We start from the raw sequence: 23,758 nt of genomic DNA on the forward strand, positions 1-23,758 counted from the left end.
AATAAAATTATTAAATATAGTCGCGATTTAACATGAATTATTAACGAAAAAAAAGGCTTTAGAAGCCTTTATTCGTTATATTTTAAATGCACTGTCTCTTTCAATTAATTTTGTTGAAAGACTTATTTTGTAATTGATCGTTTCAGGATTATTCATCGAATGCATCAATGAAATTACTGCAGCTTCACTCATCGCACGCATATCAAGTCGGATCGTTGTAAGTGGTGGGTTGAAGTATTGGGCTGTTTTGATATCATTAAACCCAACAATCGAGATGTTTTTGTTTTGTTCTCCGATTGCTCTGAGTGCTCCCATCGCAATGGTATCACTTTCGCAGAAAAAAGCAGTGGGCACTGATTCCTTTTGGAGTGCTTCAAGCATTGAATGATACCCTGTTTTCGCAGTGAAGTCTTTGATATAGATATCATCTGGGTTCATGTTAACCCCTGGTTCACGACTCATATATTCAATAAATGTTTTTTCACGCTTATCCACATATTCTTCCTTATCAGGACCGATGTATTCACGTCCCCCAATAAATCCAATATGTGCATGGCCTAAAGACCGTAAATAATCAAGCGCTTTTTCAGTTGCTTTCTCAAAATCGAACACAACACTACAGAATCGATCGCCATCAGGATTTGAATCAACAAACACAATACTTTTCACATGTTCCTTTAATATCTCTGCTTGCTTAATTGAGAACTTACCCACACATGCAAGGCCTCCCAAATTATAATTTTCTAATACAGAATGCATATCCTCTTTATAGTATAAATGAACTTTATACCCCTTGCGCGTTAACACCGATTCAATTGCCTTACGCAATTCATAATAGTAAGGGTCTACTTCTTCTTCAAATCGGGAAATCCATTGCATAACACCAATCTCGCATAATTGATCAGGTTTCTTGTTTCGTTTGATGTATCCCATCTCATCAGCGATTCTTTTCACATCTTCGCGAGTTTCATCACGTACACTTAAAAGAGGATCATTGCGCAAAATTCGAGAAACGGTTGCACTGCTTACATTGGCACGCTTTGCAATATCTTTAATTTTGACCATAATTTACCTCCTTTTCACACTAATAATAGCATGTTAAGAGAAGTTAGTAAACTTTACTAAATCTTTTTTACTAATATTTGATAAAAAAGTCACAATCCTTATATCTCAATCCAAGAAATCTGGGTAAAAAACCCTTATTAGTGCGCCCACACATCTTTGTATTCATCAGATTTTTCGAATTCTCTTTTGACATAAGGGCATTGAGGTATGATTTTTAGTCCTTTTGCACGTGCCATTTCAACACTTGCATCTAAAAGATCTTTTGCTAAACCCTGCCCACGGTAATCTGGATTCACAAAAGTATGATCAATTGTAATCACACCTTCGCCTTCAATCCAAGTGATTTCACCAATTTCGCGTGCATCATCAAAAAGTACAATTCGTGTTTTTTCTAGTTTTAGTTTCATTTGTATACTCCTTTTTCCTCTACACTTATTATATCAAACTCCACAAGATCGGTTGATCTTTGTGCAATCAAATCGTGGGCATGTTCATTTCCTTCAAAATTTGGTATACTTTTAGGTGTGGTTATTATGAGTGATACAGTGTGATGATTGATACCTTTTATATTTTTGAATCATTATACCCTCACGCGTATCAGTAAAAACCCTTGTGGTTTTAACGGTATTTTTGTGTTTGTAGTCTCATATTATCAAGCTTATCGCATTGACACCTTCCAAAAAGGAAGTGTTTTTTTATGAAATATAAAGGAGTAATTTATGGATTTTATTGAGATTTTAAAGGTCATCTTTCTCGGAATTGTGGAAGGGATCACAGAATGGTTGCCCATCAGCAGTACCGGACACATGTTACTTGTCGATGAGTTTCTTCAGCTAAATGCGTCGCAAGAATTTAAAAACGTGTTCTTTGTAGTGATTCAATTAGGTGCAATTTTAGCGGTAGTTCTTATATTTTGGCATAAGATGTGGCCATTTCAGTTTAAAGATAAAAGCAAACCGACCCTAAAGATGGACATCTTTACAATGTGGATTAAGGTTGTGATTGCATGTATTCCTGGTGCAATTGTTACAATCCTCTTTGACGATTATATTGAAGCACACTTTCAAACACCCCTTGTTATCGCACTTGCATTGATTATCTATGGGATTGCATTTATAGTGATTGAACGGTGGAATAAAACACGCGATCCAAAGATTGCAACCTTAGGTGATATTACCTATCAAACCGCAATCATGATTGGATTGTTTCAAGTATTATCAATTGTTCCTGGAACATCACGGTCTGGTGCTACAATCATTGGTGCCTTAATCATTGGTGTATCACGGGTTGCTGCAGCTGAGTTTACGTTCTTCTTAGCAGTACCGGTAATGTTTGGATTGAGTTTCCTAAAAATCTTAAGCTTTGGGTTAAACTTCACCGGTTATGAACTCATGCTTCTATTTGTTGGTTCCTTTGTTGCCTTTATTGTATCCATTGTTGTGATTAAGTTCTTGATGAGTTATATTAAGAAACACGACTTCCAAGTATTTGGATGGTATCGTATTGTGGTAGGGATCCTTGTTATTCTCTTGTTGGTTATCTAATAATTGCATTATAAAAAATGGGATTTCCCATTTTTTTTGTCTTTTGGCATGCTTTACGCACCTGTTACCACAAATGCTGTAGGAATACTTCGTTCTGAGTTGTTTGAGAGTGTGTTCATGAGCGTTCCATAGTAATACAACGAGCTTGACCCACCACCATCAAGGTTTGCAGCATTGACTGCTCCAAAGTCATTCATAATTTCTTGTAAGTCATAATAGGTTGCACCCAAACTTTGGGTTGTACGGCCCTCAATAACCACAAAGATAAAGGTTCCATCTTCTGTTTGCCCAATTGCAGTTCGAGGCTGAATCCCACCCGATACTTCACTATCAATTTGGTTTTCGCCATTCACAACAAGGAACGGTCCAAACTCTATTGCATCATCAATCCCTGCTTCGAGTGCTTGCTCAATTGTATAGTTTCCCAACATGAGCTTTCCATCTTTACTCATTCCAATCATGCTGTAGGTTACACCGGACTCACCATATAATACCGTACCATCAATAATGGTAAGTGAGTTTAAGCCACCACTGGAACTTAATCGCCTTGAGAAACTAAAACCACCCGCATTCATGGCCACCGCAAGATTCTCATTACTGACAACCTCAGACAGTTTTTGTCCTGATCCATCTTCAAGTGTATTCATCAATGAAACGGATGTGGGGTCTGATATTGTTACTACAGTTCCTGTATAGGTATCACCGCTTATATCATACTCTGTGATTTTGTTTTCAACAGGTTCACTGATTTGAACTGATTCTGAGTTTGAATTTGTATCATTTATGACTTCATGTTCGCTTAAGATTGAATCAATTTCTTCTTGTGATAAAAACCATGTTGCCAAATATTGATGGTTCGAGGTGGACATCGCGGTTTCTACCCATAATGCCCGCTCATTCTCGAATAGATCTGTTTTAAAAAAGACAATCAGACCACTTACAAATGCAAAGGACAACACTCCAACGCCTGTTAATAGAATTTTTATGAGCTTTTTTATATCCATCACCGCCTTATGCTGTTGTATTTGATTTAGTTGTACTAATTGATATGCTTTGTGTTAGAAAATCTTGAACTGTATTTGAAGGAATTGCGAACCCTAATCCTTCAATAGATAAACCCGATGATTTTGCATTTACAATCCCGATAAGATGACCTGCATCATCAAAGAGTCCACCCCCGGAGTTTCCTGAGTTGATTGCGGCTGAAGTTTGAAGAAGGTTCATTGTTTCTTCATCAATGGTAATTTCACGATCGGTTGCACTTAAAATTCCTTCCGTAACTGTACCGCCCAATGTACCCAGAGGATTCCCAATCGCAAGTGTTGTTTGTCCCACACGCAATGTATCGGAATCTTCGAATGTTGCAGTGTTAAGATTTGTTTCGTCAATCTTTAACAGTGCAAGATCCTGCTCTTCATCATCATTGATTAACCTTGCTGTATATTCTTCACCGTTTTGTAATCGCACACTGATTTGTGTCGCACTATCAATAACGTGATAATTTGTAACGATGTATCCATCCTCTGTTACAATGACACCACTGCCTGCACCATAAGCCGTCTGACTTCTTCTAAAAGATCCTTGTGACTCAGATTCAATTACAGTATTAATTTCAACTACAGAACTTGAAATCTGTGCTACCACATCAGCCAGTGATTCATTCACAACTGATGTTGTAGTGGATGTTTGGGATACTTGTGCTGTTGTTGGTGTTGTTTCTTGTTGGTTTTTAGATATTAATGTACCGCCGATTACACCCCCCAGTAAGCCTGAAGAACCCGCAACGAGTGCTGTTAATGTAATGAATGTTTTTTGGGAACTTTCTTTTATTTTCATAAAGTAACCCTCCTTACATCCATAATGTACATCTTCAACCTAAAATAAAACTAAAATTCTCAAGAAAAAAAGGGAAATCTTCCCTTTAAGTTACTACTTTTACTATTTGACGATATTTCTTGGCTTCGTATAACGCTTTATCAGTTTGATCTATTAAATCTGGAATGCTTTGATTTTGACTGCATTGTGAGACACCAAAGCTTATACTAATATCCAGATTCCCAACGATGGGTTTTACAAGATTGATAAATGTCTCGTTGATTGCTTCACATTTTGATACCACTTGGTCAATGGTAAAGTTATGAAACAATAAGCAAAATTCGTCTCCTCCAAATCGGAAGGATTTGAAGTCATTACTCAGACTTAAAAGAATGGTCGAAAGTTCTGCAATGCACTGGTCGCCAGCTTGATGACCGCAATAATCATTCACATGTTTAAAATTGTTGATATCTAAAAATACAAAGATGTTTTGGTCGAAATCATTTTGAATTGACATTTTCGCAAATGTATTTTGAAGCTCAAGCTTGTTGTAAAGACCCGTCATTTCATCAAACTGAAGCCGACTTTCTAAAATTAAACGTTGGTTTTCTAAATCAATACTGGCGTCATTTTTTTGTCTTTCAATATTCACGACGATAATACTAATGATTCCTGTGGCCAAAAGGATTGCGATAGCAGTAAAGAAGTTTACCATCCGTGAAGGGTCTTGGAAGATACTGGTTCGATCAACATCCCAAAACAAGAATAATTCGGAAAAGATAAGCGCGCTTACGCTAACAAAGAATGTTATTTTTGTGATTTTTGGTTCTGCATAAATTACGGTCAAAAACACTGCATGAATATAGAAATAGTAAGTTGCGGTGAATGCGCTGTGTGCACTAAATAAAACAAAGCTAATTGCAACAATTATCAGTGAGAGTGACAGCGCCTTATTCGACACGTCCAATTCTGATGTATTGATGATATAATGTCCTACAAATAAGAGTACTGAATTTGTTAATGTTGGGACAATAATGTATTTCATCAAAAATACCGGTAATGATGAAGATTCTAAGAGTGGTGTTTGAATGACATAGACACCGATAAGCACTTCCGCAATAAATGCAAAAACAGTAAGAATTACTGCGATGTTGTATTGTAGTTTTAATCCTGCTTTGTTTATTTCATTGTATCGATCCTGTACGTTGCCAATATGATGCTTTTCCATTAATTCTTCTTCCCTCTTATTGTTATTAAAATCACCATGACCCCCCTCATGTTTTATGAAAAATCGCGTTTTATAATATTCTAGCATAAATTTAATTTATGTCCAAAATAATCGCATCATATTCTTGTGATTATCGGTATAGTGTCACAGATATTTTGAATAAATCGGTCATAATTTAAATTCAAGTCATCCTTGAATGGCCTAATTCAAGTACCACTTGCTTTATAAATTCATAGGAAGCTCATATAATAGTGTCATAGGAGGTCACATATGACAACATATAACTTTAGCACGATTAAACTTGGAAAATCGATTTCCCGCTGTCGGAAAGAAAAAAATCTTACACAGGGTGAACTCGCGGAATTATTAGGCGTTAGCCATCAAGCAGTTTCTTCTTGGGAAAATGGCTTAACCTGCCCGGATATTTCAAAACTTTCTGAACTATCCCGAATCTTTGAAGTTTCTATTGACACAATCTTTGAACATAAATCTGTAGGACATATTATTGAGAAGGTTGAACAGAATGAACCGTTGGAAGAAGAGGAGCTTATTGTAGTTGCTCCCCTGACAAAACCTCAAGAGCTTGATTCTATCATTGATAAAGCAAAAACCCACGCTTTCAAGTTGGAAACAATGGTTGGATTAGCACCATTTGCTCAAGAATCTCAAATTGAAGCATGGATCGACGCGTTTGATGATGAAACTGATCTTGAAGGCATCGTCGGTTTAGCGCCCTTTATCAGTTCGAGTGCCATTCTTAAATTAATTCAAAACCAAAAGCAAACCGTCACTGCTTCGATGAAATCGATGGTTGGTTTAGCACCGTTTCTGGATGAAGAAGATCTCGATACAGTCATCCAATCCACACTGCTTGAAGGCTCGCTTAAAGATATCGTTCCCTTAGCACCTTTTGCAAGCGAAGAAACCTTAACTAAACTTATCGAAGACCTTGTGGATTCAGAAGACTTTAGTTTGAATGACTGTGTTGCACTTGCACCTTTCTTAAGTGAGAACGACCTTGATTTGTTATTAAAAAAGGCATCATCGAGTTCAATGCGTGACCTTGTCCCCCTTGCACCCTTTATCGGTGAAGAAACGTTATCCAATATCGTTAAGGATGCGCTAAAAGAACCTGATTTTAAGCCAAAGGAACTGATTGGGCTTGCGCCGTTTCTAGATCGTGATGTCATCAAAGAAATCATTGAGTTATCCATTAGTAACGGAAATCTTGAAGATGTATCAGGTCTGTTCCCCTTTATGTAACAAAGGAAGCAATTGCTTCCTTTTTTTAGTGATTAAGATACGTTTCTTCAATCTCACAAATCAAGTTCTCAAGGAGCTCACATGCTTGTTGTGGCTTTTCCCCGCTGATTGCAATCGCAAGATGAATGCTTCGTTTATAGTTTGTGGGCTTAAGTGGTAATGTCTCAATCAAACTCACTGCATTTTTTTCATTGATGCAATAGGTTTTGTTGAGTGCAAATACGATTTGATTGAGCGATGAAATTGAACGAACAATATGGGCATTTATATAGTAAGCATCTTCTTTGATGATCGCTTTTTGCGCTAAATCTAAAGAAAATCGCGCTTCAAATTGAAACCAATTGATGATGCTTGTTTTAAGTGCCTCTGGATAAACTTCTGCTTGTTTCTTAAGGGATAAAAAATCATTATCTCTTGAGAACAGCACATCACAAATTGCAAGTTCACCAACATACATCACATTGAAATAGGCATGGGGATGTCCGGTTTGATAATGAGCGGTAACATGTCCCATCGAACACTGATTGAGATAGTATTTTACACGGTGTATATCACGCAAAATAAAATCAACAGGTTTCTGGTCGATCGTCATCCATGCACCCCCATTCACCCATTTCCCCCACACTCCAGGTTTAGCCAGCAAATCATCTCGATGTTCATCATCTAGGTAAGTTACAATCCGACTAAGATCATCCATATTGAGTGTATCATTGTAGTAAATACCAATATCAATATCTGAATCCTCATCATGGGTCTTTTGGGCACGTGACCCACCCAAGACAATTGCTTCGATTCCTTGTATATCCTTCAGTGATTCAACAATACGCGCCATTATATCATCCATATGTTTTCCCCCTTATTTAAATCCGCGTTCATATTGTGGTGGGACACTTTCCCTGATGTTGCGGTTGATTGCAGTTTCAATCACCCAATGTGGGTTTCTGAGTAGTGGCCGTGCTAGTCCAATAAAATCTACGGTTTCGGATTCAATCAAACACGATGCAAGTTCTGAACTTCCAAGTAATCCACATCCAATCACTGGAATATTGAGTGCGTGTTTAATTTGATGCGCAAATCCAATTTGATATCCAGGATAGATTTTAGTGGGTGGAATCGGTGTTATCCCTCCTGAAGAGACATTGATGGCATCAAGCATATCAAGACTTGGCTTCAGCATCCGTATTGTATCTTCAACCTGATAACCGTGTGGTTCGTAATCTGTGGCGCTCACACGTATGATTAACGGTTTTGTTTCTGGCCAGCTTTCTTTGACAGCCTTTATGACACCGTGGATAAAAAGGTTCCCATCACGGTATGCATCCGTTCGCTTATTTGAGCAAGGGCTCATAAATTGAGAGATGAGATAGCCGTGAGCTCCATGTATTTCCAATACATCAAATCCTGCTTCATCAGCACGTCGTGCAGCCTCTTTGAACTGATGAAAAACATGTTGTATTTCAGCGAGTGTGAGTTCATGAGGTATGCGACTTGATGCATCATACGCACACGCACTGGGACCATAAATCGTATCGACACCATCTACAGCCGTGCATTTTCGACCTGCGTGATTAATCTGAATCCCAATCATTGAGCCTTCTTGATGGACTGCATCCACTACCTTTTTAAGGGCTTCTTTTTGCGAATCATTGTACAGGCCTAAGCAGCGATCTGTGATTCTTCCTTCAGGGCAAACACCCGTTGCTTCAACAAGAATGAGTCCAACTTGTCCAATTGCCCGTGATGTATAATGTGCCTGATGAAAGGATGTTGCACATCCATCATGGTTGAAGCATGAATACATGCACATCGGTTCCATTACAACACGATTTTTTAGTGTTAGATTTTTTAAAGTATGTGGTTCTAATAGTTTCATAAAGCGCTCCTTTATATAATCTAATTATACACTAGAAATTTGTGAAGATTGTATGTATAAAATCTTTTTTTGAGCATTAGATTTTCTTTTATTTAGAAAATCACTTATTATAGGGTTGAGGATGGTATGAGTCAAACGAGCATACCCAAATGTACAAACCAACTCGATGAAAAAAAAGCACTATTGCCCCCCCTGGATAGTGCTTTTTTCATGTGCTTCAACAAAAATCATCAATGCAAGATTAAAGTTAATATACTTTTGTTCATTTCCTTTACGAAAGAATATAATCCCGTTGATTTGATCAAACTTATCAATCGTGATTTCATCGCCAATGTTTAGATTCGATTCATGAAGATGATGAATGACATTTTGATTATCTGTGATGCGTTTAATCACAACACTCGCATGCTCTTCATAATCTAAAAGCGTTTTATTTTGTGTTTCACGATAGTGAGTTGTATTTGGAATAATACCACCATGTGGGCAATTTGCAGGATAGTCAAGGAATTGTTCCAGGCGATCAAAGAACTTATCACTTTCAATATGTTCAAGTAACTCCGCATCCCGGTCTACTTCCTCCAAAGAATACCCCAATACACTATAAAGGAAACTTTCTGAAAGTCTGTGTTTACGTAACACATCAATTGCAATATCTCGACCCTTCTTTGTCAGCATGGCCCCTTTATAGGCTACATAATCAACCATTCCCTCTTTTTCAAGTTTGTGGAGCATGTCTGAAACAGACGGTGCGGATACATTGAGTTCTTGTGCGATGCGTTTATTGGAAACATAGGAATCGTAACCATTAAATTCAAATATTATCTTGAGATAATCTTCTCTTCCTGAAGACGGTTTCATAAATTACAACTCCTTTCTTTGTTCCATCTTACCACATCCCATCGACTTAAACAATATTTTAGACACGTCTAAATTTTTCTTGATACGCGCATAAATTTGTGGTATTGTATGTATGAAAAGGGAGAGATATTTATGATTGACATTAAGAATTTAGAAGTCGATTACTTCGGCAAAATAGCAATTGAAGGCGTCAATCTCTCCATTCCTTTTGGTTATAGCATTGGTATAATCGGTCCGAATGGAGCAGGTAAAAGCACCTTGATGAAATCGATGTTGGGTGTCATTGATAAAAAGAGTGGAACGGTCCTCTACAATAACACAGACATAAAACAGAAACTAAGAAAGATTGCTTATGTACCTCAAAAGACAGATGTGGATCTAACATTCCCTATCACTGTTTTTGACGCAATACTCACAGGTACTTATCCAAATGTACCCTTATTTAAAAGACCGGGTAAAAAAGAAAGAGACACTGCGAAACAAGCAATGGATCTTGTGCAAATATCCGACTTAAGAGATAAGCAAATCAGCAATCTATCTGGGGGCCAACTTCAAAGAGTCTTCATCGCACGTGCTTTAGCACAAAATCCAGATGTATTCTTTCTAGATGAGCCATTTTCAGGGATTGACTTAGTGAGCGAGCAGATCATCATTGATTTACTCAGGGATTTAGAAAAAGATGGAAAAACGATTCTTGTAGTTCATCATGATTTACATGCAGTTGAGTCATATTTCGATAAATTGATAATACTGAATAAAGAACTAATCGCCTTTGGTGATGTCCAAGATGTCTTCACTACAGAAAACATTAAGAAAGCTTATGGACAATCACTGGGAAATATTGAAGTTAAGGGATTGGGGGCAGTGTTATGAGTTGGTTATCGGAAGTGACGAATATGCCAACATTTATGTTGAATGCAGGCGTTGCGTCAATTATCTTAGGTGTTGTTTCTGGGATTATTGGAACCTTTATCATTCTTAGAAAAATGGCGTTGATGGGTGACGCCCTATCACATGCCGTATTGCCAGGTGTGGCAATTTCATACATGCTTGGAATCAATATGCTCTTTGGTGCATCACTGTTTGGATTGCTTGCGGCAGTTCTCATTCAGTTTATCTCTGAAAAAAGTACACTAAAAGGCGATACTTCCATCGGTATTATCTTAAGTACATTCTTTGCACTGGGCATCATCTTGATATCAAGTGCACAAAGTGGCATCGATTTAAATCATGTCCTCTTTGGAAATATATTAGCGGTCTCAGCACCACAACTTAAACAATCATTTTGGGTGATGGTTGCGGTAATTGTGATTGTGTCCCTTTTCTACAAGGAACTCTTAATCAGTACCTTTGATCCTACTGTATCAAAAGCATATGGTTTAAACACAACGTTTTACCACTACCTCTTGATGCTTATGCTTTCGATTGTGACAGTATCGTCTTTATCACAAGTCGGAATTGTACTTGTTATTGCTATGTTGGTTATTCCAGCTGCAAGTGCTTATCTTTGGACCAATAAACTGCATCATATGATGATTCTTGCATCCATTGTTGGTGCAATCTCAGGCATTGTTGGAACCTTAATAAGCTTTGAATACAATCTTCCAACGAGTGCCACGATTGTCCTTGTCGGTTCAGGCGTATTTTTGATTTCATTTATTTTTTCACCCAAGAACAATTTCATAAAGAGAGGAAAAACAGCATGAAAAAAATGTTCGCTTTTATGATCGCTACCTTGCTTCTTGTGACCGGGTGTAATTCCCAAACAAGCAAAGTAGATGATGGAAAACTTCATATCGTGGCAACCTATTCAATTATTGCGGATATGGTTGAGAACATCACAAAAGATAAAGCAGTTGTAAATAGTATGGTACCAATTGGGAGTGATCCACACTCCTATGAACCACTTCCAAGTGATTCACAAAATATATCCGACGCAGATTTAATCTTCTATAACGGATTCAATCTTGAAACAGGTAAAGGGTGGTTTCAAAACCTCTTGGATACCACAAATAAAAATGATGTTGCCTTTGCGGTAACTGAAAATGTTGAACCAATTCACTTAGCTGAAAAAGGTAAGGAAACTGAGATTGATCCTCATGCATGGTTGAATGTTAAAAACGGGATTAAATATGTTGAATTGATTGCAGATAAAATTATCGCTGCAGATCCAGACAACAAAGCATTCTACGAAACAAATCGTGACGCTTATATCAAGGAACTGAAAGACCTTGATACATACATTCAGGATAAAGTAGATGCAATTCCTGTTGAACAACGTATCTTAGTAACCAGTGAAGGTGCGTTTAAGTACTTCTCAAAAGCATATGGGTTTGATGCTCAGTACATTTGGGAAATCAATACCGATAACCAAGGAACACCGGATCAAATGAAACGCGTCCTTGATATTATCAATACGAAAGATGTGAAAGCACTTTTCTTGGAAACAAGTATTAATCCTTCAACAATGGAAACAATCTCTACGGAGACTGGTGTTCCAATTCATTCGAAGATCTTCACCGACTCATTGGCAGCAAAAGGCAATGATGGTGATACATATATTACAATGATGCAATGGAATATCAACCATATTGCAGAAGGATTGACGAAATAGCCTAAAATAGTTTTGCCTCAAAAGGCAGATGGCGCACATCCATCTGCCTTTACATTTTGTATTTGCACATAAAAAGACAAGCACACTTGAATTAACTGCTTGTCTTTTATCATTTTAGTCTTTGGTATATGCTACGACACCACGACAAATTGTTGTTTGAATGTTGATGTCTTCATCAGTGATTACGATATCCGCATCTTTACCCACTGCGATGCTTCCCTTGCGTCCAAACACACCCAGTTGTTTCGCAGAGTTTGTAGACGACATTTTAATAAGGGATTGCATTGAACAACCTGTGAAGTTCTTTAGGTTTCTAACCACAAAGTCCATCTCAGCAACTGACCCAGCAAGTGATCCTGTGTCGATACGACATTCTTTGCCAATCTTCGATACCATTTGTCCACCAAGATCATATTCTCCATCAGGAAGCCCTTTTGCTCTCATCGCATCGGTTATTCCAATGATGCCATCTTCTCCTTTAATGGTGAATGTAGCTTTCACTGAATCGGGATGAATGTGAATTCCATCCACAATCATTTCTGCTTTCAATTGTGGGTTCACAAATCCAGCAGTTACTGCTCCAGGATTACGGTGATGATGAGGGGTCATTGCATTATGGAAATGGGTAAGATTTGATAGCCCTTCTTTACATGCATCCATAATTTGTCCATAGTAGGAATCTGTATGTCCTGCAGATGCAACAACGCCTTTTGACGTAATATAATCAATAAATCCAGGTTCTGCTTCTTCGGGTGCAAAGGTAATTAATTTAATGCGTCCATCCGATTTTTCCCAATAATGATTAAAGTTTTCACGCGTTGGTTTTTGAATGAATTTTGGATTTTGAGCTCCAACATGTTTTGCGGAGATGAACGGACCTTCTAGATGCATTCCTAGCATCTCAGCTTCACCTGGTTTATTGTGATGATCCATGTACTCAACAATTGAACTTAATGCAATGTCAACGGCTTCTTGAGATTGCGTCATCGTTGTAGGTAGATACGATGTTGTCCCTTCTTTTGGTATAAAATTAACAATCGTATGCAATGCTTCAAGGGTTCCATCCATATGATCTGAGCCATAAGCTCCATGAATGTGTTGATCGATAAATCCAGGAATTACAGCATTCCCTTTTGCATCAATGACCTGATCATCATTCAGATCACAAAACTCCATGGATCCAAAGCCAACAATTTTGTCGCCGGCAATTCGGACATACCCATTTTCAATCACACGATTTTCTAAATAAACTGTTCCATTAATAATTAACATAACGTTTCCTCCTATGTCTATTATATGCTTTTCTGACACATTTGTGTAAAATGAATTGAGATAATTATTTCATTTTTCAACAATCAAAACTTAATCCTTGAATTCAATTTGCATTTGATGGTAAATTATGCAAAAATACTAGAGGAATTAATGAAAGAAGGACTGTATGATTAACGTTGTTTTTGATCTTGATGACACACTGTACTCGCTCTTACCCGTATTTGAGAAAACACTGCACCTGTTTATGCCTGAGCATACTTTAGATGTTCATGATTTTTATATCGCATTTAGAGAAGAAGCAAATAAGCTCTTTACGGATAGTCAAACAGGTAAAATCTCCATGGAAACCTTACATCGCTTACGTGCTCAAAATGCATTTAAACGCTATGGGATTGTTTTAGATGACCAACAAGCCGATACTTTCCATGCAATCTATGATTCATACAAAGAAAACATAGCCTTGAGTGATGAAGCAATTGACATCATCCACTTGATGGATCAATATGGATTCAAAACGGGAATTATTACAAACGGAACATCACAAAAACAAAGAAAAACAATGCGATGTTTAGATATCACGCGATACTTTACTGATGACAATCTTATTATTGTATCTGGAGAACTTGGCATTGACAAACCCGACCATCGCATTTTTGATGCATGGACAGACCGCATTCAAAATACATCCCCTTCCCTTTATGTTGGTGATTCATTTACACATGATATCATCGGTGCATATCAGGCTGGATGGACACCCATTTGGTATAATCCACTTAACAAACATCACCCTGAAGTTGATTTTGAATTCATTGAAATCAAGTCACTGAGCGAACTTAAAACACTACCAATCATTACAGATAACGCAAACAGTAAGTAGCATCTTGCACAAATTACTGTTTTTTTTAATCTGTTTGTCGAAAAGTACAACCAGGTAACCACCTTCCCTAAATACCTTCATGATTGCGTTTTCTATAATATACATGAGGTGATATAAATGAGTGAAAATATACTTTTGAAATTAACGAATAAACACCCTGTCGGTGTCTATTCTGTATGTACGGCAAGCGGTCCTGTCATTAAAGCTTCTTTAGAATTCGCGAAAGAAAATGGGTCGATTCTTGTTGTTGAAGCAACTGCAAATCAAGTCAATCAATTTGGGGGTTATACAAACATGACACCTTCAGATTATCGTGAATTTGTATACGATATTGCACACGACGTTGGTTTTGATCCATCGAGGATTGTATTAGGGGGTGACCACCTTGGTCCTTTGACCTGGACCGATAAAGATGAGGCTGAAGCCATGGCCCTTGCATCGACACTTGTCTATGAATATGCAAAAGCGGGGTATACAAAAATCCATCTTGATACATCAATGAAAGTTGCATCTGATTCAGCATCAGAACCCCTCTCAAATACAATCATTGCACAGCGTTCTTGTGAACTCGCAAAAGCTGCGCTTCGTGGCTATAATGCCCTTAAAGAATCCAACCCAGACGCAGTATTCCCTGTATTTATAATTGGCAGTGAAGTACCGATTCCAGGTGGTGCACAAGAAGCGGAAGAATCGCTTGCAGTCACCACTGTTGAAGATTTTATGACGACCTACTTAGTATTCAAAGATGTTTATCAGAAAGAAAATATGATGAAAGTCTTCAATCACGTGATCGCGATTGTTGTGCAGCCTGGCGTCGAATTTGGCGATTCTGATTTGTTTATTTATCAACGCGAAAATGCTAAGAAACTCACTACAGCACTTAAAGAAAACTTTGAAACATTAAATTTTGAAGGCCACTCCACAGACTACCAAACACCGTCTGCTTTACGTGAAATGGTTGAAGATGGCATTACGATCTTGAAAGTTGGACCGGCTTTAACCTTCGCTTATCGTGAAGTATTGTTTGCATTATCAGAGATTGAACGGATTCTATTTAGTACCCCTTCACACCTCCCAGATGTACTTGAAAAAGCAATGCTTGATAATCCTAAGAATTGGGAAAAGCATTATCATGGAAATACCCATGAGCTTGCATTCAAACGTAAATACAGCTATTCAGATCGTGCACGGTACTATTTACCAGTTCCTGAAGTGGATACTGCAATTCAAACACTGATTCACAATCTTGAATCGATTGATATTCCTGAAACCTTGTTATCGCAATACCTGCCATATCAATACCGTCATGTAAAGGATGGGCTTATTACAAAACATCCCCATGATTTAATCTCCGATTACATTAAGTTGTATTTAGCGGATTATGAATACGCAACACAGAGTGCAAAACTCTAAGAACAGGATTTCCTGTTCTTTTTTACGAAGAAAAGTGATCATACGAATCGTTTGATTTGATGATCACTTTAATGTTTATTTACCTAGACAGTTGCACAAAAGAGTCAGACTCTGACTCCTTTGTTTGCTGGCTAAGCTATAGGAATTTATATTTAATCTGCTGGTGGTGTTGGTAATTCATACCATCTAACAACTGGAGTATATCCGCCAGGAATTGAATTTCCATCAGCGTCAACAACACCAGAGTCACCTGCCCAAATACCAAAGAAGGTACCTACTAGACCGATTACGATAAGTAGTGCAATACACTTAGTTGGTGTCCAGTTATGTTTCTTAACAAGGAAATAAATCATCATCGTTAAGATTAATGGAATCAATTTAGGAATGACACCATCCAATACTTCTTGAATGATGATATATTCTCCACCACCTAAATCAACCGCAATTCGTAAGGTTGTACCACCGTAGTTTGATACAAGTGCACCTACGATGAATACCCCAAGAATACTTGCTGCACGCGTGAATTCTTTTGCATTCTTTGTGAAGACATCAATTGCTTGTGTTCCTAACTCATAGGATTTATGCATGAGTACATAACGCACTACGAATTGGACAACATTAAAGATGATTAAGAATAAGAACGGTGCAAACCAATTACCACTAATCGCCATATTTGCAGTAAATCCTGCTGCGATTGGTACTAATGTTAACCAGAACAATGCATCCCCAATACCACCAAGTGGTCCCATTGCGGCAACACGTACCGCACGGATTGTTGGGATATCAGCTTTTTGTTGTTCAAGTGATAATACGATCCCCATAATAAAAGTTACTAAGAATGGGTGTGTGTTAAAGAATTCAAGGTTGTGTCCCATTGACGCAGCCAAGTCATCTTTGTCTGTATGAATTTTTTCAAGCCCTGGCAAGATGCTGTATAACCATCCAGCTGCTTGCATACGTTCATAGTTAAATGAAGCTTGCAAGAAGCATGAACGCCACACCATCTTATTGAGTGTTCGTTTATCCAGCTGTTGTGCAGGCGTTAGATTTTTATATAGATTAGATTCCATCATCGTCACCTCCACCTGATGTTAGATCACGCATACGTGTATTGGTTTGGAAATCGTAAATAGCGATTGCTAAACCGATCATTGCAAGAATAAGTAATGCTGGTCCTTGAAGGCTTTTGACTGCTCCAAGAATTGTAGCAAATGCAAATCCCATGAAGTAAAATCCCCAGAGTTCTCCAGAAAGCATAATCTTCATTAAAATTGCAAACCCTACATAACGCATCATAACACCGGCTACTGCAAGTCCTGCCATTACCCAGCTATTATTTGCGGCAAAGTTAATAATTGCATCACTCGATGCAACACCTGCTGCCATCGCTACCATAACAACAACACCAAAGAGTGTTCCTAAGATTCCCATACTAATGTAGTTAATCTTAGTAATTCCTTTAACATCAGCTTTTGCAGCATATTGATCTGCTTTAGACATTAATGGTGACATAATTGTAAAGGTTGTTGTTACAGCGTATTGTCCTAATAACGCAAATGGAACAGCCATCCCCACAGCTGCAGCAGGTACAGTATTTTGTGCAATCGCAAAGACGGTTGCCATAATACCACCGATAACAGCATTTGGTGGTTGTGCTCCACCGATTGGCATACTACCAATTGTAATCAATTGATACGTACCACCTACGATAAGTCCTGTATTCATATCCCCTAAGATTGCTCCAACAACTGGACCAACTACGATTGGTTGGTAAAGTGATTGGAGAAAGCTGAATTGGTCAATCGCAACAATAAATGTAACGATAAACACCAGGATGTATTGCATTACATTAAAACTCATGTTTCTTTCCTCCTTATTGCTGATTATTCAAATAATCCGGATGTACTTTGTGCTCCTTCAGTTGGAACTTTTCGAATTTCAATCTCAACGCCAAGATCACGTAATTTCTTGAATGCCTCAACATCATTATCATCAACTGCGACAACTTGAGATACTTGACGTTTCCCATCTGCCATATGCATGTTTCCAACATTCAATTTCTTGATTGGAACCCCTCCTTCAACAAGTGTCAGTACATCTTGTGGATTTTCGACAACCAAAAATATTTTTTGCTTGTCGGATGCTTTATGAATCGTATCGATTGTTTTCTGAAGCGACCAATAACGCGTCCCTGCATAACTTGGTGCGGCCATATCCATAAGTCCTTGGCGCATCGTGTTTGTAGACACCTCATCATTTGCAACTAATATGAGGTTTGCTCCTATTGCAGAACACCATTGCGTTGCAACTTGTCCATGAATCAATCGGTTATCGATTCGTGTTAAAACTATGTTTGGCATAAACATCTCTCCTTTCACTTAGCCCAATAAGAGAATGAATGCTCTTACAAATAAATCTTATCAACTATTAGCGCATTTATATTTGCACTTATACACCTTCCGTTTGTACTTTTCAGCACAGAGGCATAAACGTTTGTCGAAAATAACAAAAACTTTGGCTTTTATGCTAAAATTTGGTTGGAGGTATTCACAATGTACTTAAAAACGACAAGTCCCCAATTCTTGCAATATGGCTTAGTTTCCGATGCACCATCTGATTTCAGTGTTAAGCGCAACGCCTACGAAGGAAAACAGAGCGATACATTACGGTCAAATTCGCATCCAGTATCATTTCAAGTGATTGAAGGCATTGCTGTATTAATAATTGAAACACCCGATGCTTCCTTGCATGAATTTGTAATCCATCGAAGGGCAATCCTTGACGCAAACATCCCTTACACAATCATCGCACTCACACAAAGTGTGTTGGTTGAAGAGTCGGTTCAAACGGATGCTCCATACCAAGAAATCGTCAAAAAAGCGGGGCGTTTGATTGAACATAAACCCATTCAACCCCAATTTTATATTTCCGATATATTTTCATACTATTACAGTGTTAAAGGGCAAAAATATCATTTTGATGGGGAGTCTCATTACTATTGGGAGATTACCTATGTTGATACAGGAGAGCTCATCATTGAACTTGATGGTATTGAGTACAAACTTAACAACCAAGATCTTATGATTTACCTCCCAGGACAATTTCATAAGCAACGCATTGCAGAAAGTAAAACCTGTTCCTATTTCACGATAATGTTTGATATGAATGGCCCGATTGGACTTTTTGATCAGCTTAAAAATCAAGTCATTCAATGCACTCAGCAGATGTACGCACTCATCAATCAATTCATTCGCCAATCTAATTTACTTGAGACGGATGAATTGCCTTTTACACGCGATTTAATGATGTCCTACCTTCAAGAACTAATCATCCTCATGATGCAAAGTAAATCTGATCATGAGTTATTGACCATCACGAATATCAACCCTGCTCAAAATAAATTTGAAAATGAAATGGTGGATGAAATCACCAACTACATTCTAAAAGAAATTTACAGTCCTATTACGGTCGAAGATATTTGTGATAATTTTGGAGTCAGCCGTTCAACCCTTCAATCATTATTTAAAAAACATTTGGGCGTACCACCGAAACAATACATCAATGATATGAAAATGCGAAAAGCACAACAAATCATCCTACAAGAAAATGTCCCGATTACGGAAGTGTCGTTGCGCCTTGGATTTAGTTCAATCCATTATTTCTCGCGAAAATTTAAAAAAGAATTTGGGTTGTCACCCAGTGAATTTGCACAATCTGTGTATCAAACAAGTCACGATGCTTAATGCGTGACTTGTTTTTATAAAAAAGCCAACACGTATGTGTTGACTCGAGTTTTATACAATAATATTTGCGATACTGTAAAACGCTACTTCAATTTCAAGATTATTGGCAAGTTTTACTTTCGCAATTGATCCATCTTTATTGGTTCCTTGATAGATGCCAATTACACCCCCAGCACATAAAATCTTCATGCCTGGTTTCAACTCTTTTTTCAAGGATACTGAACGTTCGTTTGATTTTTTAAGTAAACTTTTGGTTCGAAACCAATAAAAACATAAAAAGATGATGATAAAAGCGATAACTGTTAAACTTGTATATAGTACGACATGAAAAGGTGTCATATGATCCTCCTAGATTCCATCCTCATCTTCTTCAACATCACGCTTCATGAGGTCTTCTTTATCAAAGCGCGTCACTTGTTGCAACCCTGTTTCAACGAGCTTTTTAGCGAGTTCACCTACGTCATCAAACCCACCACGCATCAATGTCCCTTCAAGAAGCATGGCGATGTTTGTTCCAGTAAGAACTTCAACATTCGGCTCATTCATTGCAATCATCACTGCTTGTTGGAATGGTGTTCCCCCTTTTAAATCCGTGAATACAAGCACCCCTTTGCCTTGATTCACAGTCTTTACTGCCTCAAATAAAGCAGTGTGCAATGCTTCGTGGCTTGATCCATCCAAGAAATTCACATTCAGATAGTGTTCTTGTTTTCCTGCGATCATTTCTACCGTTGAACTTACACCATCAGCAAATCGATTATGTCCTGTTACAATGATTCCAATCATACTTTTCCCCTTTCTGTATCAAATGGATACAATGTTACCCCTTGTACAACGCGATTAACCATTCCGGATGGCCATGGATTATCCGGTGATTTCCCTAAAGAAACAGAACGGAGTAATCCAATCATTTGCGCAACAATAATGTAGCAAAGACCGATTAAATCTTTAGTAGTGGCTTCTACATGAATGGCAAAGTATTCATCAACAAGCACTTCAATATCACGGTCTTGTTTACAATCAATCGCAATCAATTGATTGCCATCTCTTTGACTGCTTATTTCTTTGATGATATCAATTTGGTATTGACGAGTGTAGGGATCATCCGATAGGTAAATAACTGTTAGTGTCTCTTGATTCAAGATACTTTTTGGCCCATGTCTAAATCCAAGTGGTGAATTAAACATCGATACCACTTCCCCTGCGGTGAGTTCTAAAATCTTCAGTGCAGACTCTTGGGCTATTCCATTAAGACTTCCATCGCCTAAGTAGACAATTCGCTTGAAATCAAATGTATCGACAACACGTTGTGCAATTGGAAAGAAATCATTCAATATATGATGTGCTGCATCTTGTAATGAAGCAATATCAAATTGATTGATAATTCCCTTATCTAAATTAAAACACAAATAAGCGGCTAATAACATATTTGTAAATGAACTTGTCATTGCAAAAGATAAATCATTAGTTTCATCCGGTAATATGATGGATGCATAGTGTTCCCCTTTACGCAGCGCTAATGCACCGTCTTTGTTACACGTAATAATCAAATGTTTGGTGTTTTTATTGATTGCATTAGCAACATCAATTGCACCAATTGATTCTGGAGAATTGCCTGAACGTCCAAACGAAACAACTAATGTTGGTTGATTTTCACGGATATAGTATTCTGGAGTTGCCACTAAATCAGTAGAGGCTATCGATACAAAATGATCGTTTCCAGCCTTTTGAAATAGTGGTACGAGTGCATTTCCAACAAATTCACTGGTCCCAGCACCTGAAAATATAATTTTGTAATGGTCTTGTTTTGTGATTGATTCAATAAACGCTTGAATTTCTTGATATTGATGCTTTATGATTCCAACAGTCTTTGCCCATGTTTCTGGCTGTTGTGAAATTTCTTGAGCTGTATTTATGCCCATAACGTGTGTCCAATCGTCTTTTGATTTATTTAGTATCATTGTATAAACACCTCTTTCAAGTTTATTATATGAATCTTGTGAGTGTGTACAAGGGTATAACTTAAAAGTATAAACCATTCAACGAATATCACAAATTAACACCTTATTTTTGTTGTATACTAATAATGACAAATGATGGAGGTGCATCATGCCTAAAGAAACCTTAGAATTCACAGACATCCTCACGAAGCAAACCTACCGTATTGAACACCACCAATTGAAACAGTATCAGATGTATCGATCACGGGTAGTGATTGGATTATCGATGATTATTCTTTTCTTTCAATTTAATGTATCACTCCCACTATCAATTGGTACCGGTGTGCTGTTTATCGCAATCAGTGAGTTTCGCTATCGCACCCATTTTTTAAAGCAATGTAAAATACTTAAACAGCCAACAACAAAAAAAGAAGAAATGGGACAATCATCTCTGATTTTTAATATGATCCTGTATTTAGTTTTAGGATGCGCCTTAATCTTTTATACCCTTTCAACATCAACAATAAAAAACCCTATAATTCTGTTTGGAATTGCAGGGTGTTCTTTATTCATTAGTATTGTATATGGGATCAAGGTGTTGAGTACATCAAAGCACAAATAATATCGAATAACGGATAATTTTTATAAGTCATGAATTTTCATGAGGTCTTCATCACTTTTCTTATACTTCTTGTTTCGATAATGAGTATGAAGCAAGTGATAAAACCAAAACATTGCGAGTGGAATTACTGCACACGACAAAACCGTTACGATTAGTCCGACAAAAACTTCCGAAAGGTTTGGGGGGCTATCTGTTCCTAAAAATGCAACCATGTTGAGTGAAAAGAAAATGGGGATGATAAACATAAACCCAGGTACGATCATACCATTGTATTTCCCTTCTGTTTTTGCAATAAAATATTGCAACACGGCACAAATTAACGTCAAAGGCCACATTACAAGCCAAAATACCAATCCAAATATCCATACATTTTGCATCATTTTTCTCCTTTTATGCCACGATAGGCTGTAATTAACTGTTTTGCAGTCTCATAATCAAGCGTGTCTTCAACTGCAAGACGTTTCACAAGTCTAATGTACGCATCTGATTCTTGAGAATCGTTAATTTGGATTCTCTCAATGAGACGATCCAATCTTAAGCGTACTGTTGGATAGGTAACATCATAATGCTTTGCGACATCTTTGAGCGATCCGGACGCCATCAGAAATACTTTAATAAATGCAATGTCTTCAGATTCTAATTCTTGAAGCCATTCAGGGATATAATCCATAATCATCACCTCTATTCACATTATATTCTTTAACTTTATTAAAGTCAATCTTTAATATTGTTAAAATAGACTGGGTATCTTGAATGCTTGCATGTGTGATATAATTGAGATACATTATCAGGGAGGAATCAAATCATGACAACGAAGCGACCTTGCGCACTGATTACAGGTGCTACCAGTGGAATTGGCTATGAGCTTGCGAAACAGTGTGCATCAAAACATATTGATTGTGTGCTTGTATCGCGTAATATCGATAAAATGAATGAAATCAAAACAGACTTTGAATCAACCTATAATATTACAGTAACACCCTTCCAAATTGACCTGTCCGATGAAACAGCTCCACAACGTGTTTTTGATTTTACAACATCCCAAGGGTTACACATCGATATTTTAATTAATAATGCAGGATTTGGAGATTTTGGCCCTTTTGATGCAAGTCGTTTAGAGCGTCAAAATAACATGGTTCGCCTCAACATTCTTGCACTGATGAATTTAACACATTATTATGTGCAACCAATGATCCAAAAAGGATCGGGAAGGATCTTGAATGTCGCATCAACAGCGGCCTTTCAAGCAGGACCCATCATGTCTGTGTATTATGCGACCAAAGCCTTTGTGTTATCGTTTAGCGAAAGTTTATCGGTTGAATTGAAACCAAAAGGAATCTTTGTCACTGCCCTGTGTCCTGGCCCAACAAAAACTGGATTTGTGGAAAATGCAAACTTACAGCGCTCAGGGCTTTTCACCAATCTTAAAAACACCACTGCTGAATTTGTAGCGAAAAAGGGGTATCAATCCATGCTTAAAGGTAAGGTCATTGAGATACCTGGATTAGCAAACAAGACCCTCATTTGTATGTCTAAGTTTGCACCGCGAAAACTTGTAAGAACCGTGATTCTTCACATTCAAAAATAACATTTTTAAAAAAGGAATGCTACGACTTCTTAGATCTGAAATC

27 protein-coding genes are annotated in these 23,758 nt (G+C 37.7%); 10 read left to right on the plus strand and 17 right to left on the minus strand.

The annotated features are described in order from the left end of the window. Positions 1-75: 75 nt before the first annotated feature. Together AOC36_RS07230 and AOC36_RS07235 are read right to left on the minus strand one after the other, a co-directional pair. The gene (locus AOC36_RS07230; RefSeq protein WP_067632879.1) at positions 76-1,065 is read right to left on the minus strand and encodes a LacI family DNA-binding transcriptional regulator; all 990 of its coding nucleotides are present in this window, start codon (positions 1,063-1,065) and stop codon (positions 76-78) included. Positions 1,066-1,202: 137 nt separating this feature from the next. Further along, the gene (locus AOC36_RS07235) at positions 1,203-1,472 is read right to left on the minus strand and encodes a GNAT family N-acetyltransferase (RefSeq protein ID WP_067632881.1); all 270 of its coding nucleotides are present in this window, start codon (positions 1,470-1,472) and stop codon (positions 1,203-1,205) included. Between the two features lie 312 nt (positions 1,473-1,784). Between AOC36_RS07235 and AOC36_RS07240 the strand changes: the two genes are divergently transcribed. Continuing rightward, complete coding sequence (locus AOC36_RS07240; RefSeq protein WP_067632883.1) at positions 1,785-2,609, plus strand: undecaprenyl-diphosphate phosphatase; 825 nt, start codon at positions 1,785-1,787, stop codon at positions 2,607-2,609. A 53-nt stretch (positions 2,610-2,662) separates the two neighbouring features. Here the strand turns inward: AOC36_RS07240 and AOC36_RS07245 are convergent, their stop codons facing one another. The 3 genes from AOC36_RS07245 to AOC36_RS07255 form a co-directional block, all read right to left on the minus strand. Beyond that, positions 2,663-3,613, minus strand: coding sequence for a phosphodiester glycosidase family protein (locus tag AOC36_RS07245; RefSeq protein WP_067632886.1), 951 nt, complete (start codon positions 3,611-3,613; stop codon positions 2,663-2,665). Positions 3,614-3,620: 7 nt separating this feature from the next. Beyond that, positions 3,621-4,445: a S1C family serine protease gene (locus tag AOC36_RS07250; protein ID WP_067632889.1), complete on the minus strand. Its 825-nt coding sequence runs from the start codon at positions 4,443-4,445 to the stop codon at positions 3,621-3,623. Positions 4,446-4,530: 85 nt separating this feature from the next. After that, positions 4,531-5,652, minus strand: coding sequence for a GGDEF domain-containing protein (locus AOC36_RS07255; RefSeq protein ID WP_067632894.1), 1,122 nt, complete (start codon positions 5,650-5,652; stop codon positions 4,531-4,533). Between the two features lie 270 nt (positions 5,653-5,922). On the opposite strand from AOC36_RS07255, the gene AOC36_RS07260 reads away from it, so the two are divergent. Further along, positions 5,923-6,915 (plus strand): helix-turn-helix transcriptional regulator, encoded by a 993-nt coding sequence (locus AOC36_RS07260; protein ID WP_067632898.1) that lies wholly within the window; start codon positions 5,923-5,925, stop codon positions 6,913-6,915. Positions 6,916-6,940: 25 nt separating this feature from the next. On the opposite strand, the gene AOC36_RS07265 is transcribed toward AOC36_RS07260, so the two are convergent. The 3 genes from AOC36_RS07265 to AOC36_RS07275 form a co-directional block, all read right to left on the minus strand. Beyond that, positions 6,941-7,759 carry a nucleotidyltransferase domain-containing protein gene (locus AOC36_RS07265; RefSeq protein WP_067632900.1) on the minus strand — a complete coding sequence of 273 codons (819 nt, stop codon included), beginning with the start codon at positions 7,757-7,759 and terminating at the stop codon, positions 6,941-6,943. Between the two features lie 12 nt (positions 7,760-7,771). Further along, positions 7,772-8,788 (minus strand): NADH:flavin oxidoreductase/NADH oxidase, encoded by a 1,017-nt coding sequence (locus AOC36_RS07270; protein WP_067632902.1) that lies wholly within the window; start codon positions 8,786-8,788, stop codon positions 7,772-7,774. A 180-nt stretch (positions 8,789-8,968) separates the two neighbouring features. Further along, positions 8,969-9,646, minus strand: coding sequence for a metal-dependent transcriptional regulator (locus tag AOC36_RS07275; protein ID WP_067632903.1), 678 nt, complete (start codon positions 9,644-9,646; stop codon positions 8,969-8,971). Positions 9,647-9,778: 132 nt separating this feature from the next. On the opposite strand from AOC36_RS07275, the gene AOC36_RS07280 reads away from it, so the two are divergent. The 3 genes from AOC36_RS07280 to AOC36_RS07290 are packed head-to-tail and all read left to right on the plus strand — an operon-like array spanning position 9,779 to position 12,260. Next, complete coding sequence (locus tag AOC36_RS07280; protein WP_067632905.1) at positions 9,779-10,519, plus strand: metal ABC transporter ATP-binding protein; 741 nt, start codon at positions 9,779-9,781, stop codon at positions 10,517-10,519. Next, positions 10,516-11,352, plus strand: a complete 837-nt coding sequence (locus tag AOC36_RS07285; RefSeq protein WP_067632907.1) for a metal ABC transporter permease — start codon at positions 10,516-10,518, stop codon at positions 11,350-11,352. Before AOC36_RS07280 ends, AOC36_RS07285 begins: the two co-directional genes overlap by 4 nt. Beyond that, a complete protein-coding gene (locus tag AOC36_RS07290) occupies positions 11,349-12,260 on the plus strand; it encodes a metal ABC transporter substrate-binding protein (RefSeq protein WP_067632908.1) in 912 nt (303 codons plus the stop codon). Before AOC36_RS07285 ends, AOC36_RS07290 begins: the two co-directional genes overlap by 4 nt. A gap of 114 nt (positions 12,261-12,374) precedes the next feature. Here AOC36_RS07290 and nagA read toward each other — a convergent pair whose 3' ends face one another. After that, a complete protein-coding gene (nagA, locus tag AOC36_RS07295; protein ID WP_067632910.1) occupies positions 12,375-13,532 on the minus strand; it encodes an N-acetylglucosamine-6-phosphate deacetylase in 1,158 nt (385 codons plus the stop codon). Between the two features lie 166 nt (positions 13,533-13,698). On the opposite strand from nagA, the gene AOC36_RS07300 reads away from it, so the two are divergent. Further along, entirely contained in the window at positions 13,699-14,409 is a 711-nt protein-coding gene (locus AOC36_RS07300) for an HAD family hydrolase (RefSeq protein ID WP_067632912.1), read from the plus strand. A 117-nt stretch (positions 14,410-14,526) separates the two neighbouring features. Continuing rightward, positions 14,527-15,822, plus strand: coding sequence for a class II D-tagatose-bisphosphate aldolase, non-catalytic subunit (locus AOC36_RS07305; RefSeq protein WP_067632914.1), 1,296 nt, complete (start codon positions 14,527-14,529; stop codon positions 15,820-15,822). A gap of 152 nt (positions 15,823-15,974) precedes the next feature. Here AOC36_RS07305 and AOC36_RS07310 read toward each other — a convergent pair whose 3' ends face one another. The 3 genes from AOC36_RS07310 to agaV are packed head-to-tail and all read right to left on the minus strand — an operon-like array spanning position 15,975 to position 18,182. Beyond that, the gene (locus tag AOC36_RS07310) at positions 15,975-16,892 is read right to left on the minus strand and encodes a PTS system mannose/fructose/sorbose family transporter subunit IID (protein WP_067634594.1); all 918 of its coding nucleotides are present in this window, start codon (positions 16,890-16,892) and stop codon (positions 15,975-15,977) included. Further along, on the minus strand, positions 16,882-17,682 hold the full coding sequence (locus tag AOC36_RS07315) for a PTS mannose/fructose/sorbose/N-acetylgalactosamine transporter subunit IIC (protein WP_067632915.1): 801 nt from the start codon (positions 17,680-17,682) through the stop codon (positions 16,882-16,884). Before AOC36_RS07315 ends, AOC36_RS07310 begins: the two co-directional genes overlap by 11 nt. A gap of 23 nt (positions 17,683-17,705) precedes the next feature. Further along, the gene (gene agaV / locus AOC36_RS07320) at positions 17,706-18,182 is read right to left on the minus strand and encodes a PTS N-acetylgalactosamine transporter subunit IIB (protein ID WP_067632917.1); all 477 of its coding nucleotides are present in this window, start codon (positions 18,180-18,182) and stop codon (positions 17,706-17,708) included. Positions 18,183-18,374: 192 nt separating this feature from the next. Between agaV and AOC36_RS07325 the strand changes: the two genes are divergently transcribed. Further along, positions 18,375-19,565 carry an AraC family transcriptional regulator gene (locus tag AOC36_RS07325; RefSeq protein WP_067632919.1) on the plus strand — a complete coding sequence of 397 codons (1,191 nt, stop codon included), beginning with the start codon at positions 18,375-18,377 and terminating at the stop codon, positions 19,563-19,565. A gap of 51 nt (positions 19,566-19,616) precedes the next feature. Here AOC36_RS07325 and AOC36_RS07330 read toward each other — a convergent pair whose 3' ends face one another. From AOC36_RS07330 to AOC36_RS07340, 3 genes are read right to left on the minus strand one after another with little or no spacing between them, the layout of a single operon-like run. Then, a complete protein-coding gene (locus AOC36_RS07330) occupies positions 19,617-19,904 on the minus strand; it encodes a preprotein translocase subunit YajC (RefSeq protein ID WP_067632922.1) in 288 nt (95 codons plus the stop codon). 9 nt (positions 19,905-19,913) lie between these two features. Continuing rightward, entirely contained in the window at positions 19,914-20,351 is a 438-nt protein-coding gene (gene agaF, locus AOC36_RS07335) for a PTS galactosamine/N-acetylgalactosamine transporter subunit IIA (RefSeq protein ID WP_067632923.1), read from the minus strand. Next, positions 20,348-21,526 carry an SIS domain-containing protein gene (locus AOC36_RS07340; protein ID WP_067632924.1) on the minus strand — a complete coding sequence of 393 codons (1,179 nt, stop codon included), beginning with the start codon at positions 21,524-21,526 and terminating at the stop codon, positions 20,348-20,350. Before AOC36_RS07340 ends, agaF begins: the two co-directional genes overlap by 4 nt. A gap of 148 nt (positions 21,527-21,674) precedes the next feature. On the opposite strand from AOC36_RS07340, the gene AOC36_RS07345 reads away from it, so the two are divergent. Next, positions 21,675-22,127: a hypothetical protein gene (locus tag AOC36_RS07345; protein ID WP_067632926.1), complete on the plus strand. Its 453-nt coding sequence runs from the start codon at positions 21,675-21,677 to the stop codon at positions 22,125-22,127. A 20-nt stretch (positions 22,128-22,147) separates the two neighbouring features. Here AOC36_RS07345 and AOC36_RS07350 read toward each other — a convergent pair whose 3' ends face one another. Together AOC36_RS07350 and AOC36_RS07355 are read right to left on the minus strand one after the other, a co-directional pair. Further along, a complete protein-coding gene (locus AOC36_RS07350) occupies positions 22,148-22,504 on the minus strand; it encodes a hypothetical protein (RefSeq protein WP_067632928.1) in 357 nt (118 codons plus the stop codon). Beyond that, positions 22,504-22,797, minus strand: coding sequence for a DUF2089 family protein (locus AOC36_RS07355; RefSeq protein WP_232505356.1), 294 nt, complete (start codon positions 22,795-22,797; stop codon positions 22,504-22,506). Before AOC36_RS07355 ends, AOC36_RS07350 begins: the two co-directional genes overlap by 1 nt. Before the next feature lie 135 nt (positions 22,798-22,932). On the opposite strand from AOC36_RS07355, the gene AOC36_RS07360 reads away from it, so the two are divergent. Continuing rightward, entirely contained in the window at positions 22,933-23,715 is a 783-nt protein-coding gene (locus AOC36_RS07360) for an SDR family NAD(P)-dependent oxidoreductase (RefSeq protein WP_067632931.1), read from the plus strand. Positions 23,716-23,758 lie beyond the last annotated feature (43 nt).

It is taken from the genome of Erysipelothrix larvae (genome assembly GCF_001545095.1).
GTDB lineage: Bacteria > Bacillota_I > Bacilli_A > Erysipelotrichales > Erysipelotrichaceae > Erysipelothrix > Erysipelothrix larvae.

Bases quoted from the DNA above. Each gene is read 5' to 3' on its own strand.
- AOC36_RS07230 (WP_067632879.1), bottom strand. From the start codon at position 1,065: ATGGTCAAAATTAAAGATATTGCAAAGCGTGCCAATGTAAGCAGTGCA.
- AOC36_RS07235 (WP_067632881.1), bottom strand. From the start codon at position 1,472: ATGAAACTAAAACTAGAAAAAACACGAATTGTACTTTTTGATGATGCA.
- AOC36_RS07240 (WP_067632883.1), top strand. From the start codon at position 1,785: ATGGATTTTATTGAGATTTTAAAGGTCATCTTTCTCGGAATTGTGGAA.
- AOC36_RS07245 (WP_067632886.1), bottom strand. From the start codon at position 3,613: ATGGATATAAAAAAGCTCATAAAAATTCTATTAACAGGCGTTGGAGTG.
- AOC36_RS07250 (WP_067632889.1), bottom strand. From the start codon at position 4,445: ATGAAAATAAAAGAAAGTTCCCAAAAAACATTCATTACATTAACAGCA.
- AOC36_RS07255 (WP_067632894.1), bottom strand. From the start codon at position 5,652: ATGGAAAAGCATCATATTGGCAACGTACAGGATCGATACAATGAAATA.
- AOC36_RS07260 (WP_067632898.1), top strand. From the start codon at position 5,923: ATGACAACATATAACTTTAGCACGATTAAACTTGGAAAATCGATTTCC.
- AOC36_RS07265 (WP_067632900.1), bottom strand. From the start codon at position 7,759: ATGGATGATATAATGGCGCGTATTGTTGAATCACTGAAGGATATACAA.
- AOC36_RS07270 (WP_067632902.1), bottom strand. From the start codon at position 8,788: ATGAAACTATTAGAACCACATACTTTAAAAAATCTAACACTAAAAAAT.
- AOC36_RS07275 (WP_067632903.1), bottom strand. From the start codon at position 9,646: ATGAAACCGTCTTCAGGAAGAGAAGATTATCTCAAGATAATATTTGAA.
- AOC36_RS07280 (WP_067632905.1), top strand. From the start codon at position 9,779: ATGATTGACATTAAGAATTTAGAAGTCGATTACTTCGGCAAAATAGCA.
- AOC36_RS07285 (WP_067632907.1), top strand. From the start codon at position 10,516: ATGAGTTGGTTATCGGAAGTGACGAATATGCCAACATTTATGTTGAAT.
- AOC36_RS07290 (WP_067632908.1), top strand. From the start codon at position 11,349: ATGAAAAAAATGTTCGCTTTTATGATCGCTACCTTGCTTCTTGTGACC.
- nagA (WP_067632910.1), bottom strand. From the start codon at position 13,532: ATGTTAATTATTAATGGAACAGTTTATTTAGAAAATCGTGTGATTGAA.
- AOC36_RS07300 (WP_067632912.1), top strand. From the start codon at position 13,699: ATGATTAACGTTGTTTTTGATCTTGATGACACACTGTACTCGCTCTTA.
- AOC36_RS07305 (WP_067632914.1), top strand. From the start codon at position 14,527: ATGAGTGAAAATATACTTTTGAAATTAACGAATAAACACCCTGTCGGT.
- AOC36_RS07310 (WP_067634594.1), bottom strand. From the start codon at position 16,892: ATGGAATCTAATCTATATAAAAATCTAACGCCTGCACAACAGCTGGAT.
- AOC36_RS07315 (WP_067632915.1), bottom strand. From the start codon at position 17,682: ATGAGTTTTAATGTAATGCAATACATCCTGGTGTTTATCGTTACATTT.
- agaV (WP_067632917.1), bottom strand. From the start codon at position 18,182: ATGCCAAACATAGTTTTAACACGAATCGATAACCGATTGATTCATGGA.
- AOC36_RS07325 (WP_067632919.1), top strand. From the start codon at position 18,375: ATGTACTTAAAAACGACAAGTCCCCAATTCTTGCAATATGGCTTAGTT.
- AOC36_RS07330 (WP_067632922.1), bottom strand. From the start codon at position 19,904: ATGACACCTTTTCATGTCGTACTATATACAAGTTTAACAGTTATCGCT.
- agaF (WP_067632923.1), bottom strand. From the start codon at position 20,351: ATGATTGGAATCATTGTAACAGGACATAATCGATTTGCTGATGGTGTA.
- AOC36_RS07340 (WP_067632924.1), bottom strand. From the start codon at position 21,526: ATGATACTAAATAAATCAAAAGACGATTGGACACACGTTATGGGCATA.
- AOC36_RS07345 (WP_067632926.1), top strand. From the start codon at position 21,675: ATGCCTAAAGAAACCTTAGAATTCACAGACATCCTCACGAAGCAAACC.
- AOC36_RS07350 (WP_067632928.1), bottom strand. From the start codon at position 22,504: ATGCAAAATGTATGGATATTTGGATTGGTATTTTGGCTTGTAATGTGG.
- AOC36_RS07355 (WP_232505356.1), bottom strand. From the start codon at position 22,797: ATGGATTATATCCCTGAATGGCTTCAAGAATTAGAATCTGAAGACATT.
- AOC36_RS07360 (WP_067632931.1), top strand. From the start codon at position 22,933: ATGACAACGAAGCGACCTTGCGCACTGATTACAGGTGCTACCAGTGGA.